General features: G+C 40.0%; 19 protein-coding genes. 11 read left to right on the top strand and 8 right to left on the bottom strand.

Annotation, left to right across the window (positions count from 1 at the left end):
* The first annotated feature begins 568 nt into the window (after positions 1–568).
* The 8 genes from BW139_RS13085 to BW139_RS18585 all read left to right on the top strand — a co-directional run bounded on the left by BW139_RS13085 (position 569) and on the right by BW139_RS18585 (position 6,707).
* Positions 569–1,501 carry a hypothetical protein gene (locus BW139_RS13085; RefSeq protein WP_076919966.1) on the top strand — a complete coding sequence of 311 codons (933 nt, stop codon included), beginning with the start codon at positions 569–571 and terminating at the stop codon, positions 1,499–1,501.
* 25 nt (positions 1,502–1,526) lie between these two features.
* Positions 1,527–2,426, top strand: coding sequence for a DUF350 domain-containing protein (locus BW139_RS13080; RefSeq protein ID WP_036934523.1), 900 nt, complete (start codon positions 1,527–1,529; stop codon positions 2,424–2,426).
* A 4-nt stretch (positions 2,427–2,430) separates the two neighbouring features.
* A complete protein-coding gene (locus tag BW139_RS13075; RefSeq protein WP_008113286.1) occupies positions 2,431–4,152 on the top strand; it encodes a polyamine aminopropyltransferase in 1,722 nt (573 codons plus the stop codon).
* Positions 4,153–4,232: 80 nt separating this feature from the next.
* A complete protein-coding gene (locus BW139_RS13070; RefSeq protein WP_008113284.1) occupies positions 4,233–4,646 on the top strand; it encodes a YjfI family protein in 414 nt (137 codons plus the stop codon).
* Between the two features lie 91 nt (positions 4,647–4,737).
* The gene (locus BW139_RS13065; protein WP_076919965.1) at positions 4,738–5,430 is read left to right on the top strand and encodes a PspA/IM30 family protein; all 693 of its coding nucleotides are present in this window, start codon (positions 4,738–4,740) and stop codon (positions 5,428–5,430) included.
* A 71-nt stretch (positions 5,431–5,501) separates the two neighbouring features.
* The gene (locus BW139_RS13060; protein WP_008468487.1) at positions 5,502–6,140 is read left to right on the top strand and encodes a hypothetical protein; all 639 of its coding nucleotides are present in this window, start codon (positions 5,502–5,504) and stop codon (positions 6,138–6,140) included.
* Positions 6,137–6,457, top strand: a complete 321-nt coding sequence (locus BW139_RS13055; protein ID WP_008468489.1) for a hypothetical protein — start codon at positions 6,137–6,139, stop codon at positions 6,455–6,457. The genes BW139_RS13060 and BW139_RS13055 overlap by 4 nt, the downstream gene beginning before the upstream one ends.
* Before the next feature lie 64 nt (positions 6,458–6,521).
* The gene (locus BW139_RS18585) at positions 6,522–6,707 is read left to right on the top strand and encodes a hypothetical protein (protein ID WP_008468491.1); all 186 of its coding nucleotides are present in this window, start codon (positions 6,522–6,524) and stop codon (positions 6,705–6,707) included.
* Positions 6,708–6,722: 15 nt separating this feature from the next.
* On the opposite strand, the gene BW139_RS13045 is transcribed toward BW139_RS18585, so the two are convergent.
* The 4 genes from BW139_RS13045 to BW139_RS13030 form a co-directional block, all read right to left on the bottom strand.
* The gene (locus BW139_RS13045) at positions 6,723–7,124 is read right to left on the bottom strand and encodes a hypothetical protein (protein WP_076919964.1); all 402 of its coding nucleotides are present in this window, start codon (positions 7,122–7,124) and stop codon (positions 6,723–6,725) included.
* Positions 7,125–7,134: 10 nt separating this feature from the next.
* Positions 7,135–7,692 carry a hypothetical protein gene (locus BW139_RS13040; protein WP_076919963.1) on the bottom strand — a complete coding sequence of 186 codons (558 nt, stop codon included), beginning with the start codon at positions 7,690–7,692 and terminating at the stop codon, positions 7,135–7,137.
* 69 nt (positions 7,693–7,761) lie between these two features.
* Complete coding sequence (locus BW139_RS13035; protein ID WP_076919962.1) at positions 7,762–9,141, bottom strand: lyase family protein; 1,380 nt, start codon at positions 9,139–9,141, stop codon at positions 7,762–7,764.
* A 216-nt stretch (positions 9,142–9,357) separates the two neighbouring features.
* The gene (locus BW139_RS13030; RefSeq protein ID WP_008468498.1) at positions 9,358–9,543 is read right to left on the bottom strand and encodes a hypothetical protein; all 186 of its coding nucleotides are present in this window, start codon (positions 9,541–9,543) and stop codon (positions 9,358–9,360) included.
* A 192-nt stretch (positions 9,544–9,735) separates the two neighbouring features.
* Between BW139_RS13030 and BW139_RS13025 the strand changes: the two genes are divergently transcribed.
* Positions 9,736–10,326: a DUF938 domain-containing protein gene (locus BW139_RS13025; RefSeq protein WP_076919961.1), complete on the top strand. Its 591-nt coding sequence runs from the start codon at positions 9,736–9,738 to the stop codon at positions 10,324–10,326.
* Here BW139_RS13025 and BW139_RS13020 read toward each other — a convergent pair.
* From BW139_RS13020 to BW139_RS13010, 3 genes are all read right to left on the bottom strand, one after another.
* Entirely contained in the window at positions 10,303–11,442 is a 1,140-nt protein-coding gene (locus BW139_RS13020) for a GNAT family N-acetyltransferase (protein ID WP_076919960.1), read from the bottom strand. The genes BW139_RS13025 and BW139_RS13020 overlap by 24 nt on opposite strands.
* 92 nt (positions 11,443–11,534) lie before the next feature.
* A complete protein-coding gene (locus BW139_RS13015) occupies positions 11,535–14,261 on the bottom strand; it encodes a CHASE domain-containing protein (protein ID WP_076919959.1) in 2,727 nt (908 codons plus the stop codon).
* Between the two features lie 72 nt (positions 14,262–14,333).
* A complete protein-coding gene (locus BW139_RS13010) occupies positions 14,334–14,789 on the bottom strand; it encodes an Lrp/AsnC family transcriptional regulator (RefSeq protein ID WP_008468510.1) in 456 nt (151 codons plus the stop codon).
* A 136-nt stretch (positions 14,790–14,925) separates the two neighbouring features.
* On the opposite strand from BW139_RS13010, the gene BW139_RS13005 reads away from it, so the two are divergent.
* On the top strand, positions 14,926–16,095 hold the full coding sequence (locus BW139_RS13005) for a monodechloroaminopyrrolnitrin synthase PrnB family protein (protein ID WP_076919958.1): 1,170 nt from the start codon (positions 14,926–14,928) through the stop codon (positions 16,093–16,095).
* A 1-nt stretch (position 16,096) separates the two neighbouring features.
* The gene (locus BW139_RS13000; RefSeq protein WP_076919957.1) at positions 16,097–17,221 is read left to right on the top strand and encodes an aminotransferase class V-fold PLP-dependent enzyme; all 1,125 of its coding nucleotides are present in this window, start codon (positions 16,097–16,099) and stop codon (positions 17,219–17,221) included.
* On the opposite strand, the gene BW139_RS12995 is transcribed toward BW139_RS13000, so the two are convergent.
* Positions 17,205–17,693: a DUF4124 domain-containing protein gene (locus BW139_RS12995; protein WP_076919956.1), complete on the bottom strand. Its 489-nt coding sequence runs from the start codon at positions 17,691–17,693 to the stop codon at positions 17,205–17,207. The two genes, BW139_RS13000 and BW139_RS12995, sit on opposite strands and share 17 nt — an antisense overlap.
* Between the last annotated feature and the right edge of the window lie 232 nt (positions 17,694–17,925).

Raw genomic sequence — 17,925 nt, 5'->3', positions numbered from 1 at the left:
CCACCTGACCCCATGCCGAACTCAGTAGTGAAACGAAACAGCGCCGATGATAGTGTAGCATTTGCTATGTGAAAGTAGGACATTACCAGGCTCCAAATACAAGAAAGCCCGACTCGAAAGAGTCGGGCTTTTTTACGTCTGTAGGAAAGTGAAAGTATTAGCCGTCAGCCGTCAGCCGTCAGCTATCAGTTGCACTGCGTTAACCTGACCATCGTAGCGTGGGTTGAATATCTCGAAACCCACGGATAAAAGAACACGAAGAACACGACAGAGGATGAGAGCGTAGGATTTGTTATGTGGCTCTCTCCATCGCTGTGGGCACTACGACATTCTACTGCGTTGTCGCTACGAAGTAGTATACCCACTCCAAATACAAGTCAGTGTTTAAGCCATGCGCTATAAGTTTTGAAGTATCATTATCAGCCCAGCTACTCTTTACTGAACTCAGTTATTCACCTCGTACTTTAAACTAGTCCCTAAATTATCATCTTGTTGCAATTTCATTGTTGGTTTAATAACTGTCCTGTGTAAAACTATCGAAGATAATTTAGTAAATCAGGTGACATGAATGTCGAATATAAAAGCTTGGAAACTTCTCAGCCTGTTTTGTTTGTTTACAGCACTGATTGGTTGTCAATCTAAAGAAGAACAGCTACAACAAACAATTCAAGAGTCCATTAAAAAGGCCGATGTCGAGCTTACCCAGCTTGGTAAAGCACTTGATAATGGCAGTATACGCAATGCGACTATTCTTAAAGAATACAGTCGTATCCTTAAACAGCAACAACCTGAACTCAGTAAAGTTGTTGATGTTGTTAGCCTTGATGCCACACGCCAGGGAGCGCTTTATAGTGGTTTAACCCAGCGCCTTGATGACATTAAGGGTAATTACTTAATCCCTCCTTACGAAGATACGCTATACAATATTGATTTATTGCGTGAGGCAGCAAAGCCAACGTTATTTTCTGATGCCTTAACCGATCCTATAAATATGCTTGCGGATATGTCGAATGGTTCTTTAGCACGAGTCGGTGCTATAAGCCAAAAAGCTGAAGGCCAAGGGGTGGGTAACCAAATGGTAGGTAACCCTAACTATGGTAATTGGCAAACGAATAGTAGTGGTATTAGCTTTTGGCAGTGGTATGGCATGTACCGTATTTTGGGTGATGTATTTGACCGAGTTGAATACGGAAGTTGGAGTAAGCGCCGTAAGTACAGTTACTACAATGATTATGGTCGTACTCGTTACTCAAGCCCTAAACAAATAAAAACCCAAAGTGCCTTAGAAACACGTACACGACAATCTTACCAACGCCAAGGCAAGCAGTTCACTAGTCCTTATGCGAGTAAAAAAACAGGTGCATCAGGTTTGAGTCGCAGCAGTTATACGCCGCCTAAAAGTCGTAGCAGTTACTCAAGAGCGAGTAGTTACAGCAATAATTCAGGATCGGTTCGTAACAGCAGTAGCAGAACCTCGCGCGGCGTAAGTCGTGGTAAGTAAAGAATAACGTTGGAGTTAGAATAATATGTATGAATTTAATGGAATAACTATGTGGTCTTTGCAAGCACTGGCTGTAGACTTTGCAATTATCATCTTACTGTTTGTCAGCTTAAAGTATATTAAAGGTTGGGTGTCTAATTTACATGCCAATGATGAAATTACCGAGCGCGATAACTTTGCATTCGGAATAAGCTTTGCCGCTGGCTTAGTTGCCCTTGCGATTGTGTTAACTGGCGTGAGTAGTGGTGCCTTTGCTGCTACGTTACAAAAAGAAGCTCTGTTAATGCTTGGCTATGGCGCATTAGCAATTTTGCTTATAAAGCTGGGTCACTTTTTTCAAGATAAAGTGGCGCTGCGTAAAGTGAGCTTACATAACGAAATAGTCAAAGGTAACGTTACTGCATCAATTATTGATTTTGGCCATGTAGTAAGTGTTGCAGTGGTTATTCGCTCTGCACTATTGTGGGTTGCTACCGAAGGCTGGCATGGCATTCCTATTGTTATCGCCGCTTTTGTAATTGGCAGTGTGGTATTACTGTTAGTAAGCCAATACCGAGTGCAGTTATTTAAGCGCACCAATAAAAGTGGCGATTGCCTACAACAAGCTATTGTTGATGGTAATTTAGCAGTAGGTGTTCGCTATGCCGGCTTTTTAATTGGTAGTGCATTAGCCATTACTGCTGCAACAGGCATCGCTCCTTATGCCGCTGATAATATTAACGCGAGTTTACTTTACTGGGCGCTAAGTGCCGTTGTTTGTTTGGTTGCTTTCATTTTACTGCACTTACTGACGATTAAAATCATCTTGTCTGGATGTAACATTTCAGATGAAGTGAACCGTCAAAAGAATGTGGGTGTTGCCGCTATTTCTGCAGCTGTATCATTTGCCGTCGGGATCACTATGGCCACACTACTGGGTGCATAATCACGTGTCATCAACTCAAGCTTCCCCAAGTAAATTTAATTTACTTGGGCATGATATTTTACTGATCACTGTTATGGCCGTACTCGCTGGGTGCGGCCTTATTTATGAATATTTACTTTCTCATTACGCTGGCCGAGTACTAGGGTCCGTTGAGAGTGCAATTTACGCCATGATAGGCACTATGATTGTAGCCATGGGGATGGGAGCATTTTTAGCGCGTTGGTTTAAAGATGCCTTTACCGCATTTGCTTGGCTAGAAAGCATTATTGCGCTGATAGGTATGGGCTGTATATTAGCCATTGCCAGTATTATTGCCGTAAGTTATTCACTTCCTCATTTATTCTCTAGCATTTTTAATATTCCACCAGACGTTATTCTTAATGGTTATGTGTTTCAAAAGCTGCAAGAGTGGTCGCGCTTTTTACCTTATGTATTTGGCCTAATATTAGGGCTATTTATTGGTATGGAAATACCGCTTATTGCGCGTATTCGCCAGCATGTTTATGGGCGCTTCTTAGAAAATAACGCCGGTACTATTTATGGTGCTGATTATATTGGTGCAGGGATAGGTGCGGCAATTTGGGTGAGTATTATGCTCGCAATGCCAATAATGCAAGCTGCCGCTTGGACTGCGTTATTTAATATTATTGCCGGGCTGGCTTTTTTGTGGCGCTATCATAGCTATGTACGCTTTGCTAAGTTGCTATTGGTTTGCCATATATTACTGCTGGTGTTATTCGCTTTTATTTTACAGTTTGGTAGTAGCTGGATGGATAACCTAAGTAACGTACTATACAAAGATAAAGTTATTTATTCCCAAGCAACGAAATACCAGCATGTGGTGTTAACCGAACGCTTAAGTAAAAATCAGCCACAGCCTATCACCGATCTATACTTAAATGGTCGGTTGCAGTTCTCTAGTGTAGATGAGCAAATATATCACTCAATGCTGGTTTATCCTGCCATGCTGGCATCTAATCGTCATGACCGTGTTTTGATTATTGGTGGCGGTGACGGATTGGCCATGCGAGATGTATTAAAGTGGCCGGTTGAGGAAGTGACCTTAATTGATTTAGATGGACAGCTACTTAATTTATTTGGTCATAAAAATAACCAATACACACCGCCTGAAGATATTAAACAGCGACTAGTGGCACTCAATAATGAATCGATGCATGACCCGCGAGCAAATATTATTGTGGGCGATGCATTTTTAGAAGTTGAAAGGTTGCTGGATCAGGCTAAGCAGTTCGATACTATATTAATTGATTTACCTGATCCTAATCACCCCGATCTGAATAAGATGTACAGCGACTATTTTTATAATCATGTACGTCAATTGTTGGCACCCGATGGCGCAATGGCAGTACAGTCAACCTCGCCTTATCATGCAAAAAAGGCGTTTTTAAGTATTGCTAAAACCGTTAAAGCGGCCGGTTTTGACTATGTAGAGCAATATCAGCAAAACATACCTTCGTTTGGTCAGTGGGGGTGGACAATTGCCACTAAAATGGGGCAATCACCGAGTACGCGTATTAGCAATGTGACTGATATGCCAGTGCCATCTCGGTGGATTAGTAAAAAATATTTATTAGCCAGTTTTGCATTTCCTAATAACTATTTTGAACAAGTTAACGATATTGAAGTCAATAGGTTAGGTTCTGGTCGCTTATATGATTATTACCGGGCTGCTTGGCAAATAGAAAGTGAATTGTATAAAAATTAATAAAACATGGTTGACATAATATGTCGACCATGCGAATCTTAACTCAGACATAATATGTCAAACGACAAAAAGGCAGAGACATGGAATTAAATGAACTTTCAATAAAATTAGCGTCTTTTGAAACCGAGGGTGCTAACTTTGAGTCTTTCTTGATTGCCAATCCAGGTGAGCAAGATGTTTTACAAGTCATTGTTGATGGAAACGATGAGCTTCCAATTTTTGTTACCCAAACACAAGAGCAATTATTATGTATTAGCTATTTGTTTGGTGAAGACGAAGTGAAAAGCGAGTTACGCGACGAGTTAAACGAAACACTACTGCGTTTAAACGTGCCAATTCCGCTAAGTGCATTTGCTAAAATTGATAATAAATATGCGATTTTTGGTGCACTGTCGGTAAATTCATCATTAGATGACGTTACCCACGAGCTAGTGACATTAGCCGATAACGCAATTGATGCACTAGAAGCCGTGACCTTGTATTTAAACGATTAGGATACCCGCATAGGTAAATGCTGATAGCTTATAGTAAATAAGGCTTTCATTTTACCTAATAGGATATAAACAAGTTTTTGGAGTTAAGATTATGAGTATTTTAAAAAAATTATTTACAGCGGTACGTGGCGGCGCGCGTGAAGCGGGCGAAGCAATTGTTGATGCGAATGGTATTCGTATTTTTGAACAAGAAATTGCCGATGCGCAAAATGCACTACATCGTGCTAAAAAAAGCCTAACAGAAGTGATGGCTAAAGAAATGCAAACTAAGCGTAAAATTAGCGCGGTGGATGCATCAATTGCTGAGCACGAAGCGTATGCAGGACAAGCGCTTGAAAAAGGTAATGAAGCATTAGCATTAGAAATTGCAGAAAAAATTGGTGACTTTGAAGCTGAGAAAGCCGAACACGAGCAAGTGTTATCGGGCTTTAGTAATCACATAGTGACGTTGAAACAGCAAGTTAAAGATGCTGAAAAATCAATTAAAGAAAATCAGCGTCAGCTTACTATGGTTAAAACCACAGAAAGTGTTCAGCAAGCGACAATGGCTGTAAATAGCACCTTGAATACTAATAGCTCGTCGATGACATCGGCGCGTCAGTCACTTGAGCGTATTAAGCAACGTCAGCAAGATCGTAGTGATCAGCTAGGTGCTGCAAAGTCTCTAGAAGCAGATGTTAATGGCGACGATTTAAAAGCTAAAATGGCTGAAGCGGGTATTGGTGATACCAATCCAAAAAGTGCTGATATTTTAGCGCGCATTAAAGCGAAGCAAAGTAGCTAACATTTAGAACCACATTAAAAAGGTAACCGAGTTTCGCTCCGTTACCTTTTTTGCTTACAGAGGCACCTTATATGTTTAATTTTTTCAAATCTAAAAAAAAGCCAGAACGTCAGCTTAATCACGCGAGTGACCTTAAGAAAGGCGACATGTTTACAGTGATTGATTCGTTTGCTTATCCTGCATGGCTTAAAGGCCAAACACTTCGCGTTATTGATGTACAAACGTATCAGTACCAACACAGCAGTGATACTGAATTTGTACTTGAAACTAACACAGGCCAAGTGGTGTTTTTACAAATAGAACAAAACGATGGTGAGCAGTGGGCTAATTTCTCAATAAAGATTCAGCGTGATGATGTTGATGAAGTATTTGGTTTGGATGAGTTTTCACGTATTTTTGATGAAGAGTCGCTAACGCATATTACAGTTAAAAATACGCCTGAGCGTTTTATGCAGTTTTTAGCTGACAGTTATCAACAAAGCGAATCACCTTATGTATGTTATTTCCATAATAAAGACTTTCGTGGCCAAACGCTGCCTCGTTATGAGCAAGACGGTGGTGAGCCGTGTGAAATGATTTGTTTAGCGTCACCCGATGAAGCACATAGCGTTAATATCGAAATTTGGGAGGGAGGTGAAACAGAAGTATCACTGACGTTAACTCGCCCAATTAGTGACATTGTTGACTTGTTTCCTGGAGATGCCCAGTGAGTGATGCTAAAGACAAGTGGTTGCGCCAAGAACAAGCTGTGCGCGCCACACAAATGGCATTTGATTTGAGTAGTGAGGTACAAAAGTCGATAAAAAAACAAGCTATCGATCAAGAACTCACTCCCTCAGACATGATCCGTAAAATTTTAGGTCTTGATGTAAAGTCTAAAAAAACACGGCAACGTTTATCGTTTAATTTAAATGATGATGAAATAGCGCAATTGGCTAGCCGGTTTGAAGTTGCAGTAGATGATAAAAGAGCGGTAAAGCAACAGGTAGCAGATCTACTCATTGAGCATACAAAAAAGGCTAAGTAACCCTTTTGCCTTCTTTATATAAAATACTTACACTGAGGTTTATTATTTCTAAAGAAGTGCCGCTGTGAATATTATATTGATTGCCTACTTACTCATGTTTGCTTTATTTGGTACGGCGGCAAGTTACTTCGTGCGTTTTATATATGCTTACTGGGTACAGAAAAAAATGCCACTGGAATACATTTTTAAGGCAGGTGTATGTATTTTCATAGTAGTGGTTATTTCGGTGTTAATACCACTGTTGAGTTAACACCGAAACGAACTGCTACTGGTAATTAACGGTTTGACATTGGTTATCAATACACAAAGAGTGTACTTCAAGTACAGGTGAGCATTCATTTGACCCAAGAGTTGAGTTTTTTTGCTGTTCTTGTTGGGTAATACTTTGTGCTAATTGCTCGGCGTTTTTTTGAGAATTATTTAATGTTGAATACACAACATACTTACTCGGTCCACCACAGGCACGCGAGCCCACACCTAACACCTTACATTGATAGCTGGCTGTACAGCTCTTGTTACTTACAAGCTCATTGAGCTGAGTTTGCAAAACCGATACATTCGCATTTTGAGCTGTGCTTGATGTTAGCGTAGTGCTGCAACCGCTAAGCAGCATACTCATAACAACACTGGCAGCTGATAGTTTAATTACGGATGACAAACAACTCATAATTTAGTCCTTAAAATACACTTACCGCAGAGCCTTCAAGTTTAACACATTTATTTTCAACACACTGCGTGCTTGGCGCAGTTAAATGTTGGCAAATACTCATCATGCCTGTTTGTGCGTTATAGGTACTTTCTAGTTGAGTAATGGTATCGCTTAGGGCTGAAACCTGCTCCTGAGATGCGCTTTGCGTAGAGTACACAATATAATCGCTTGGACCACCACATGCTCGGCTACCCACTGCATTTACTTTACACTGTGAACTCGTTGAACACTGTTTATCTGCAATTAAGTTGTTAAGCTTATTTTTTGCCGTTTTAATATCATCAAGCGACACTTCTTTTGCAGCATCAGCTGGTAACGGCTGTGCAATTTTATTTTGCTTATTCGCTTGTGGTAGTTTTTGTTGAGGTATTGGCGTAGACGTGTTTTCTACCGCATTGGTTTTAGTTTGCTCAGTGTTAGTTGAGGTTGTTTCCAAGCAAGCTGTTAAGCAAAGTGGTAGCAGTAGAGCGAGTAATGGAGTACGCATAATCGTTCCTGATAGTGATGAATTATTCATCACTATCATACACGGTGCATTCATTACAGCAATAAAAACTCTACTATCAACAAATTAAAGAGGCGGGAACGAGCATTTTTATGTTAATCCGCCTTGCGTTAATTTAGCCGGATTGAGAAGTGCTTCTAACTCTGAACGAGATAGGTCGGTTTCTTGCTCGGCGATATCAATAATTGGCTGCGCTTGCTGGTAGGCTTGCTTGGCAATTTTTGCTGCTTTCTCATAGCCAATAACAGGGTTTAGCGCGGTTACTAAAATCGGGTTCTTAGTTAATGCCTTATCAATCTGAGTTTGATTAACTTTAAAGTTAGCAATCGCTTTATCTGCCAACGCTTGCGCGCTATTAGAGAGTATCTCAGTACTTTGCAAAATATTATAAGCAATCACGGGTAGCATCACGTTAAGCTCAAAATTACCCGCTTGACCTGCTACCGTAATGGTGGCGTCGTTACCAATGACTTGAGCGCTAACCATTGCAGCGGCTTCTGGGATCACCGGATTTACTTTGCCAGGCATAATGGATGAACCAGGCTGTAATGCTTCAAGTTCAATTTCTGAAAGTCCCGCAAGCGGACCTGAATTCATCCAACGCAAATCGTTGGCTATTTTCATTTGCGCAACGGCATAGACTTTCAGTTGCCCCGATAAAGCAACAATGGCGTCTTGTGAGCCAATATTATAAAAAAAGTTATCGCTCGGGGTAAATTGTATTCCCACCTTTTCAGTTAGCTGTGTAGCGAATTGCGCAGCAAATTGTGGATCGGCATTAATACCTGTACCTACCGCTGTGCCACCCTGCGCTAGCTCACAGACACGTTGTAGCGCATGCTCAATACCGCTGGCTGCATGCTTTACCTGCGATTGCCATGCGCTGAGAGTTTGCTCAAAGGTTACTGGCATTGCATCCATTAAATGAGTGCGCCCAGTTTTAACTATATGGCCGATGTCTGCTTTTTTTTGCTCTAATGCGCCTGTTAAATTTGCCAGTGCAGGCAGTAATTTTTTTTCAACACTAATAGCACTGCTCAAGGCTATCGCAGTGGGAATAACATCATTCGAGCTTTGCCCCATATTCACATCGTCGTTAGGGTGAATTGTTTGATTGGCATGCTTTGAGGCTAAGCTTGCAATGACCTCATTAGCATTCATATTTGAGCTAGTACCTGAGCCAGTTTGAAAAATATCAACGGGGAAATGCTCATAATGCTTTCCATCAATAATTTCTTGGCAGGCGTGGTCGATCGCATTTGCTTTCGTTTTATCTAAATGGCCTAGTTTGAAATTGGTTATTGCAGCGGCTTGTTTGATATATGCTAAGGCAATAATAAATTGCTGCGGCATAGTGAGGCTGCTAATTGTAAAGTTATTTATGGCGCGTTGGGTTTGTGCTTTATAAAGTGCGTCAGCGGGCACGTTGAGTGTGCCCATGCTATCTGATTCTGTTCTAAAGTTACTCATTAGTACTCCTATAAAAGAGAATATATGACATTTAACTACGCTATATAAAAATATATGGTGCTGTTGTTGCTATTTACAACGGTATAGCTAAAAAGTAGAGGGCGTCAAGGTAAGTTAACGAATGGGGTTAAAACTAAAAAGTCGACTTAAACGGATTTTAAGTCGACTTAAATAATGTATTTATATAAACAGCCAATTATCAGGCTAAACAGAATTTTAATTGTAGCCAAGAATAAATATTTGGTCTGTTTCATGTTTGTTTTGTGCCTTTTGAGTATTTTTTACATGAGAGAGTAAATCGATTGCCGTTGCTCTACAATCTGTTTCATAACTCGTTTTATCTAGGCTTTTGTCTGCAACAGCCATTACAGCGTCTACAGCGGAATAGGTTGAAATATACATAATGTTATCCTTTATTAGTTAGTACTCATTAAGTGAGTAGTTTAATAAAAGCATATAGCGTACCAGCTCGGTAAAAATAATTTAACGTATTGAAATTAAAGTTATTTTATTATTTTGGTTAATTTAATCACGACAGAATAGCTGAAATTTGTTTTACTATTGTGCATTCATTTGCAATTTAGGTGCACCAGCATGAGCAAACCGTTTTCACAAGCCTGCGAAAATAATAAAAATCATATACTTAAGGCTTTGCAGCCTGCATTGCAAAATGCAGTATCAGTACTTGAGATAGGCTCTGGGACGGGTCAGCATAGCGTTTTCTTTGCCAAAAAATTGCCACATTTACAATGGTATACCAGTGACCGAGAGGTTAATCATCAAGGAATAAAGTTATGGCATGATGAGGTGCAACTGGCAAATTTGCATCCGCCTTTATTACTTGACCTAAACGATCCTTGGCCAGTAAATAAAGTGGATGCAATTTATACTGCCAATACCTTTCATATAGTGAGCTGGGAGTTAATCACGCGTTTTTTTGCTGGAGTAAATCAGCACTTAAATCAGCAAGGGGTGGTGTGTATATATGGCCCTTTCAAATATAAAGGGGAATTTACCAGCCCCAGTAATGATGAATTTAACAGTTTACTGCAAAGTCGCGATCCACTTAGTGGTATCCGTGATTTCGAAGCGATTGAGCAACTTGCAGTGCAATCAGGGCTTAAGTTACTCAGCGATACGGCGATGCCTGCAAATAATCAGTTACTCATTTTTAAACGGCAATAAAGTGCTGCATTGTTGTTTGTAAATGTCGATATGTTGGCATTCGCGTTCTAAGTAATCTGCAATGGCATTATTAAAATCGGGGTGAACAATGTGATGGGCAGAGTAAGTGCTTATCGGTTGGAAACCACGAGCGATTTTATGCTCTCCTTGTGCCCCAGCATTAAAGCACTGAATGTTATGCTTAATAGCATAATCAATCCCTTGGTAATAACACAGCTCAAAGTGAAGCGAATCTATCTCCTCACTAGCACCCCAGTAGCGGCCGTAAAGGGTATTGTCACCAATTAAACTTAAGGTGGCGGCAATGACGTGTAGGTCTTTTTTGGCTAGCATAATGAGCAATTTGTCAGCCATTAAGGCGTGTAGCAAGCTAAAAAACTCACTGTTTAAGTAACCTAAATGGCCCGAACGTTTTAAATAAGTGCGTTGATAAAACTCACAAAAAAGCTGCATTGTAGCGGTAGTAATTTGCTCGCCTTTGAGCCATTCAATACTGATATTTTGCTCTGTAATTTTAGCGCGCTCTTTTTTAACGGCTTTACGCTTACGGGCATTAAAGGTTTTTAAAAAATCGTCAAAATCTTTAAAGTTATTATTAAACCATTGAAACTGCACGCCGGTTCTTCGCATCGCGCCGGTATCATAAAGGTGGATGGCTTGTGCTTTATCGCAAAAGTTTACATGCCAGCCTGACCATGTCTGTTCTGCGCAGTGGCTATTAAGTTGCTCTGTTATGTACTTATACACTAGCTTTGGATTGCTATGCATAATACCTATTCTTTGTCCCTCAATCGGGCTAAAAGGAATACCGCACAGCCATTTAGGGTAATAATCTAAGCCATTTTTTTCATAAGCTTCAGCCCATGCCCAGTCAAATACATATTCACCGTAGGAGTGCGCTTTTAAGTAGCCTGGGGCAAGCGCAATGAGTTTATCACCATCATAAACGGCTAAGTGATGAGGCTGCCAACCTGCTTTTGCGCTTACACATTGGCTTTGCTCAAGTGCGTATAAAAAAGCATGTTGAGTAAAAGGATCATCGCCAAAAAATTGATGCCATTGTGTTGCGTCAACCTGGTTGATGCTATTAAACCATTGGTGAGAAAAGTGGCTCATAATACTTTGCCTACTATTATTGAAAGTGTGTTATTTGCTAATTTTTATATGAATGCGGCAGCCATTTTCGGTTTTCTATTGTGGATAAAACCTTATGGTTCATCCTGCTCTATATATTGAGATAAACATTGTGTGAGCTTATCGAGTTCGAGAGGTTTTGCAAGATGTTCGTTAAAACCAATTGCGAAGGCATTGGCTTTATCTTCTGGCATTACATCAGCGGTTAAGGCGATCACTGGTAATTGTTCAGTACTTTTAGTTTTCCGTATCAATGCTGTGGCCTGATAACCATCCATAACTGGCATTTGGCAATCCATTAACACTAAATCGAAGTCATGTATTTTAACTTGTTCTACTGCCAACTCTCCATTTTCAACCAATGTTGGGGTGATCCCCAAAGAGCTAAGCATTGCTTTTATCACTAATTGATTGACGCTGTTATCTTCTGCAACCAGTATTTTTAGTTTACTTAAATCAACATGCTGCTGCGTGTGTTTCGTCGTTACTTGTTGCGCATCACAGGTATTTAACTCTACAGACAGGGTAAAGGTTGAGCCCTTACCTGACTCACTTTGTACGCTGATATCTCCAGACATTAATAAGCTAAGTTCTTTTGCGATTGCTAAGCCAAGCCCAGTACCACCAAATTTACGCGATGTTGAGCTATCAGCTTGGGTGAATGCATCAAATAATGTACTTTGCTCTGAGGCGGCAATACCGATACCCGAGTCCTTAATAGCAAGGATCACTTGTCTACGTTTATCGCTAATCTCTTTGCTGTATGCGCTAATACTTACTTCACCTTCGTAGGTAAACTTTATGGCGTTGCTACACAGATTTAATAAAATTTGCTCAATTCGCATAACATCACCTTCAAACCAAAGATCGGTTGGTAATTGGTTATCAACTTTCCAGCTAATACCTTTTTGTTCAGCGCTTTGTTCGAACATGCTACTGATCCGAGCAAGAAGAGCATTTAAATCAAAAGGGGCGACTTCTAAAGTAAGCTTTTGTGATTCAATTTTAGAAATATCGAGTACATCATTAATTAAACTTAACAATGATTTAGAGGCTAAATTAATTTTATTTAAATAACCAGTGAGGGTTTCAGGACTATCTTCACTCTTAGCTAAGGTTGAAAAGCCGATCACGGCATTAAGCGGAGTGCGAATTTCATGGCTCATATTTGCTAAAAATCGGCTTTTAGCTTGATTTGCTAAATCAGATTGTTTTTTAGCCTTAACCAGCGAGCGTGTGCGCTCTGCTACCAAGCGTGAAAGTGCGAGGTGTTGGTTATTAAACAGCAGTAATATCAGTAAAATGAGTGAGCTGACAATGACCTGTAAAATAAGCAAAAAGAGTGTCATGTTATTAGTTTGATGCGGTAGAAATTCATCTTTAATGGTTAAATCAACGAACCATGTTTGCCCTGCAAAATCAATTTTGATAGTTGTAAGCTTATTGCTTTTGGTTGGAATATTTTCGGTATTTGAATAAAACGGGCTGGTAGCATTAGCTTCATAAATAGCGATATTAAACATTTTATTTTGTGCTTGCGTAAGCGACTGAGCAAGTATGTTTTTTACTAAAAATACACCTGTTGCGTAACCTTTAATTGATGCAATCTCATTATTTTGTTGATACACGGGAGCAAATAATAAATACGCGGGTTCAGGTTGCTGTGTTTGAACTAATTGAATTATTTTAGTCCCTATAGGGCGAATTTTGATACGTGGGTCGAGCAAGGTTTCACGACGATCTTTTCGAGAATTGAGATTAAAACCTATCGCTGATTGGTTTTCTGTAAAAGGGGCAATATAGGTAATAACCACCAATGGGTCATTGTTTGATAATGGTGCTCCTTTAATGCTTGGATCAAAGTTGTATGCGTTATAAATTTCATTAAGCTGTTTGTTAAAGTCACTGACCTGAGCGGGGTCAATTTTACGGTTCCATGAAAATGCTTTAATAAATGAATGCTCAGCCAATAGTTGGGCACTGTAGCTATTAAACTCTTGCCTGCTTAAAGTTGGCGTTGATTGTATTTGGCTTGCAAGGCTTTGTACGGTTATTTGGCTGAGGTTTAAATTGCTCAGTAAACTGTTTTCAATGATAGATGTTTCGCGCTTGGCAATTTGTATTGAATTTGAATAAGCCTCTTGGTTATATAGCTTAGTGGTTAAGGCTACAGAGATGAATAATACCGAGCATACTGCGATAGTAGGTAATGGGGTGATATATTGTCGTTTAAATTTAGGTTGTAATAACGCCAATAAAAAGGGGGTTGCGATCAGCACGCCGAGAGAGTCACCTAGCCACCAAAAAATAACATTTTCCCAATGGTTTTCAATGCTGTAAGCGGGGTTGAATTGGCTTAAAGCATAGACGCCAATATTGGCCGATATGAGGCTAACAACAATACCGACGACAAAAATAAAATAAATTATTGATTGGCGCTTCTTTAAGTACAGTGGATGGCCTAGCCAGTACTTTAAAAGAGCAGCGCCAATCATCCCTTGCAGCACCGCGCCAAAGCCGATTAGTAACACCTGTTCTAATGTATTGCCAATTAAAACTTGATCAGTGATAACGTTATCACCGGTACTTAAATTAAAGGCGACAGAGGCAATAAATAATGCTGGAATAAAGCGCCACCACCAGATGAAACAGCCCACTAGGGCAATACCTGCAGGGAGCCAAATAGGGATGACTTGTGATTGAAAGGCAAAATTAGTTAATAACTTACCAGTTATAAAGTAAGCAACCGCAAACGATATGTAAAAAACAAAAGAATTGGATGTTGAACCAAAAATCTTCACATGCATCCTTGTTAAATATTATTTTTATAGTGAAATCTCAGTATAGCGAATCGGCAGTAAATAGTATTATTTTTAAAGTGGTAGCTGTTTTTTACTGAATGATTGCTTTAATACAACGGTTGATTCTATGTTGGCGATACAGCTTAAGCTTCCCAGTTGGTGCTTTACAAACTGCTCATAACTTTCTAAATCGTGAGAGATAATTTTTAATAAATAATCGTGGCTGCCTGAGATCACAGAACACTCAAGTACATGCGGTAGCTTTTCTACATGTTGTTCAAACTGTTGTGCGGCACTCACTGAATTTTGGCACAGTCGCACGAAAGCATAAACCAGTACATTCAGGTTGAGTGACTTAGGGTTAATAGCAGCGTGATAACCAATAATAACCTGTTCTTGCTCAAGCTTTTTAATGCGCCTTAAAGTAGGGGTATCCGATAGGTTAATGGTATTGGCTAATTCTGATACCGACATTCGAGCTTGCGATTGCAAGGCAACGAGTAGCTGCTGATCTTTATTATCTAACATGGTTGTAGAATCTTATTAATTATCTATCTAATAATAGTGATTATTGCTAACAATGGCTGCTTTTACTATTTTTTTTAGCGCTTTAACCTTTGGGAACTTTGTTAGCATTAAAAAATAATAATAACAGGATGTAGTCATGAGTTCTTACACAGCTAAATTTGATAATTGGATTAGGTCTGAGTTTGTTGCCCTAAACTCTCAATTAGAGGAGTTGTATTGGCAGCAAGCAGATAAGGCAAATGTTGAAGGGATCGGGGATAACTTAAAGCAGACTTTGAAAGAGCAAGGTAATGCGTTGATCAGCGATTTATTAGCCGAAGGTAATACCGACGAAGGATTTGATAGCGCATTTGATTTACTTGGTAATGTCGGTTTGTTTATGGCGGCTTGTCGTAGACATGAAATTACAGAGCCAAGCAGAGAGAGTAGTTCACCGCTGATAGAAGCATCGGCGCTTGCCATGCATATTGGTGCTTCAATTGGAGTAACCCCTCGTTTTGCCACCGCACATTTAACCACCCATAATAAAGCCATTAATGGCACCTATAAACGGTTTACAAATCTTGATGATGAAACTCTGTTTTTAGATTACAACACCCAAGGCATTTTAGCGTATAAACGTGCGAGTGATGCTTTACTAAAAATATTGCCATTAGGCATTTCACATCCTGTCACGGCTGAACTACTTGAGGTTGTTAAAACGGCACTTATTGATGTAATAACGTCGAATAATGCCTTGTATACTCAACTTGATACCGAGCGTTTTTTTAATTGTGTACGCCCATATTACAAGCCTTACAGAGTAGGGAAAGAAGTTTACCGTGGTGCAAATGCGGGAGATTTTGCCGGCATTAATGTTATCGATATGCTGCTAGGACTTTGTAGTGCCAATGAGCCGAGTTACTCGCAAATGCTGGTGGATAAGTTTTTATATATGATGCCAGAGGATCAACAAATACTGCGAGAAGCCATGCGTATGCAAAGCTTTATGGATGACTTTTTAAAAGCCGAGCAATATAAACACACAGAATGGTTTCAAAAGCACGGCAAACTATTTTTACAAGTGTGCAAATTACATGGCGACACCGCTATCGGTCATCATAATCAACTGGTCGAAAAGTTTATTGCCCAACCGTCACAGCAAATGCAACAACAGCATATTGGTAAAGTCACTGCTAGTGGGCCGCCTTTACCTGTATTACTCGATTCCTTAGCTAAATTAAGAGATAGACGTGCAGCGGCTAAGCGAGACGATATTAATACGCGGTTTGATGACTTAAATACGCTAAAACAATGGATAAATTAATATGGGTAATAATGATTTTTGTATGCCACATGGCTGCTATTTATTAAGTCACTCTGTTGGTCGTCCTCTAAAAAGTACTTTAGAAAATGCTACCGAGCATTTTTTTACTCCTTGGCAGGAAAGTGCCAAAGAGCCATGGCAGCAATGGCTACCGGCAATAGAAAAGTTTACGGGTGCATTAGGGCGGCTATTCAATGCGCCTAGTGAGCAATTCTGTCCTCAGGTTAACCTATCTAGTGGTTTAACTAAATTGCTTATGTCGCACCCCGTATTTAATAAACCACAGTGCACGGTATTAATGGCGCAGGCCGATTTTCCAAGTATGGGGTTTGTAATACAAAAAGCACTCCCTGCATGTGCAACAATACGTTACATCCCCGAGCATGAAGATTTAAGTGATAGGCAGGTATGGCGGCGCTATTTAACTCCAGAGATTGATGGTGTGTTTGTTAGTCATGTTTATTCTAATACGGGTGTACAAGCACCTTTAAACGATATTGTGGCGCTTAGTAAAGTCACGAATACACTCTCAATAATTGATGTGGCGCAATCGGCAGGGGTTATCCCTGTCGATCTAACGGCGTTAAATGTTGACTTTATGATTGGCTCAAGTGTGAAGTGGTTATGCGGGGGGCCAGGTGCGGCCTATTTATGGGTAAATCCAAAGCAAATAACGCAATGTGAACCAAAAGATGTTGGCTGGTTTTCACATCAAAATCCATTCGAGTTTGATATTACGCATTTTCAGTATAACGCTAAAACACTCAGGTTTTGGGGTGGTACGCCTTCTATACTCCCTTATGTTATTGCTGCTAATAGCATTGAATATATTGCCCAGTTTGGAGTCGATAACGTCAGGTCGCATAATTTAGCGTTGTTAACGTTGATCCAGCAGCAGCTGGCGACTTTTTTAGTATCGCCAAACGATAAAGAACAGTGCAGTGGTACCGCTATTTTAGATTTTGCAGAGCATCAACAAACCGTATTAGCGGTATTGGAGGCAGCAAACATAAGTGTGGATGTGCGCAAACTCGGTATCCGTATTTCACCGCACATATACAATACAGCGTCAGAGATCCAAACGTTTATTGCTACGGTGAAAAAGGCAGTTAAGGCAGCTGACTAAGCTGTTGTTTTTTTTGAGTGAGTGCCGCTATTTGTTGCTGTGCTTGTTTAATTTGCGGATCAAATCGTTGTTTAAGTGCCGCAGTTTCTGTCGCAATTGCATCTGCAATCGAATCAGCGCCTAAACGATTTGCTTTATCTTGGGTCATGTAACCGACTTGCTGTTTCTTTTGCGCGTATTCCTGCTGGTATTGCTTTATTTTAAGCTCAAGCTGCACAATATCGCGCTCTATTTGTTGCATTTCTAGGTAGTCATCAACTGAGGTGTCGGTAACTGGCGTGTTTTCAGATTTAGATGCATTGGTTTGCATAATGTTGACGTTTTTAAGCGTAATCACTTGAGCGTCTTTAGCGCACGGAGTTTGACTGAAGGTCGGTACTCCTTTAATGGTGCATTTATAAATGGTTACTTCACTTGCTGTGCTGACAGTGCAGGCACCTAAACAACACAGTAGTAATATTAGCTTTGTCATGGTTAAACCTAAGCTGGTTTAAAGTACCATTTATAATGCACTAAGTTATAACACCATACAATTTGTTTAATTTAATAGCCTAAGCCAAGTAGGCCATTTAAAACGTATAAACTAATGAAAGTTATTAAATTTTTGGGCACAAAAAAACCACAATTAAGTGGCTTATATTCAGTAATGGTGGAGAGGGAGGGATAGACTTGCTTACATCCATGTAATCAATCGCTACGCGACG

The sequence above is a fragment of the Pseudoalteromonas sp. SK18 genome, from assembly GCF_001974855.1.
GTDB lineage: Bacteria > Pseudomonadota > Gammaproteobacteria > Enterobacterales > Alteromonadaceae > Pseudoalteromonas.
Note: the sequence above shows the minus strand (reverse complement) of the source record. Positions and strands in the feature narration are given on the sequence as shown.

Coding starts and splice junctions, on each gene's coding strand:
- BW139_RS13085 (WP_076919966.1), top strand. CDS start 569: ATGTCGAATATAAAAGCTTGGAAACTTCTCAGCCTGTTTTGTTTGTTT.
- BW139_RS13080 (WP_036934523.1), top strand. CDS start 1,527: ATGTATGAATTTAATGGAATAACTATGTGGTCTTTGCAAGCACTGGCT.
- BW139_RS13070 (WP_008113284.1), top strand. CDS start 4,233: ATGGAATTAAATGAACTTTCAATAAAATTAGCGTCTTTTGAAACCGAG.
- BW139_RS13065 (WP_076919965.1), top strand. CDS start 4,738: ATGAGTATTTTAAAAAAATTATTTACAGCGGTACGTGGCGGCGCGCGT.
- BW139_RS13060 (WP_008468487.1), top strand. CDS start 5,502: ATGTTTAATTTTTTCAAATCTAAAAAAAAGCCAGAACGTCAGCTTAAT.
- BW139_RS13045 (WP_076919964.1), bottom strand. CDS start 7,124: ATGAGTTGTTTGTCATCCGTAATTAAACTATCAGCTGCCAGTGTTGTT.
- BW139_RS13040 (WP_076919963.1), bottom strand. CDS start 7,692: ATGATAGTGATGAATAATTCATCACTATCAGGAACGATTATGCGTACT.
- BW139_RS13035 (WP_076919962.1), bottom strand. CDS start 9,141: ATGAGTAACTTTAGAACAGAATCAGATAGCATGGGCACACTCAACGTG.
- BW139_RS13030 (WP_008468498.1), bottom strand. CDS start 9,543: ATGTATATTTCAACCTATTCCGCTGTAGACGCTGTAATGGCTGTTGCA.
- BW139_RS13025 (WP_076919961.1), top strand. CDS start 9,736: ATGAGCAAACCGTTTTCACAAGCCTGCGAAAATAATAAAAATCATATA.
- BW139_RS13020 (WP_076919960.1), bottom strand. CDS start 11,442: ATGAGCCACTTTTCTCACCAATGGTTTAATAGCATCAACCAGGTTGAC.
- BW139_RS13010 (WP_008468510.1), bottom strand. CDS start 14,789: ATGTTAGATAATAAAGATCAGCAGCTACTCGTTGCCTTGCAATCGCAA.
- BW139_RS13005 (WP_076919958.1), top strand. CDS start 14,926: ATGAGTTCTTACACAGCTAAATTTGATAATTGGATTAGGTCTGAGTTT.
- BW139_RS13000 (WP_076919957.1), top strand. CDS start 16,097: ATGGGTAATAATGATTTTTGTATGCCACATGGCTGCTATTTATTAAGT.
- BW139_RS12995 (WP_076919956.1), bottom strand. CDS start 17,693: ATGACAAAGCTAATATTACTACTGTGTTGTTTAGGTGCCTGCACTGTC.